Origin of the sequence: Nostoc sp. UIC 10607 (assembly GCF_047228265.1) — a bacterium.
GTDB lineage: Bacteria > Cyanobacteriota > Cyanobacteriia > Cyanobacteriales > Nostocaceae > Nostoc > Nostoc foliaceum_A.
This window is the reverse complement of the sequence record NZ_JBIQNW010000267.1, coordinates 1-209: the sequence shown is the minus strand read 5'-3', so window position 1 is coordinate 209 and position 209 is coordinate 1. Positions and strand designations below refer to the sequence as shown.

The 209-nt window shown below is 35.9% G+C and carries 1 protein-coding gene; it reads left to right on the top strand.

All coding sequences use genetic code 11. The features are described 5' to 3' along the window. Positions 1 to 209, top strand: a 209-nt coding sequence (locus ACEYW6_RS36720) for a hypothetical protein (RefSeq protein WP_412983682.1), incomplete at both ends; no start/stop codon positions are given.

The following is a 209-nucleotide window of genomic DNA, read 5'->3' as shown; positions in this document are numbered from 1 at the left end:
GAATCTCAACTAGAAGAGCAAAATGATGGCTATTCACAACCTCAACTAGAAGAGCAAAAAACTGATAGCTATATAGAATCTCAACTAGAAGAGCAAAATGATGGCTATTCACAACCTCAACTAGAAGAGCAAAAAACTGATAGCTATATAGAACCTCAACTAGAAGAGCAAAATGATGGCTATTCACAACCTCAACTAGAAGAGCAAAA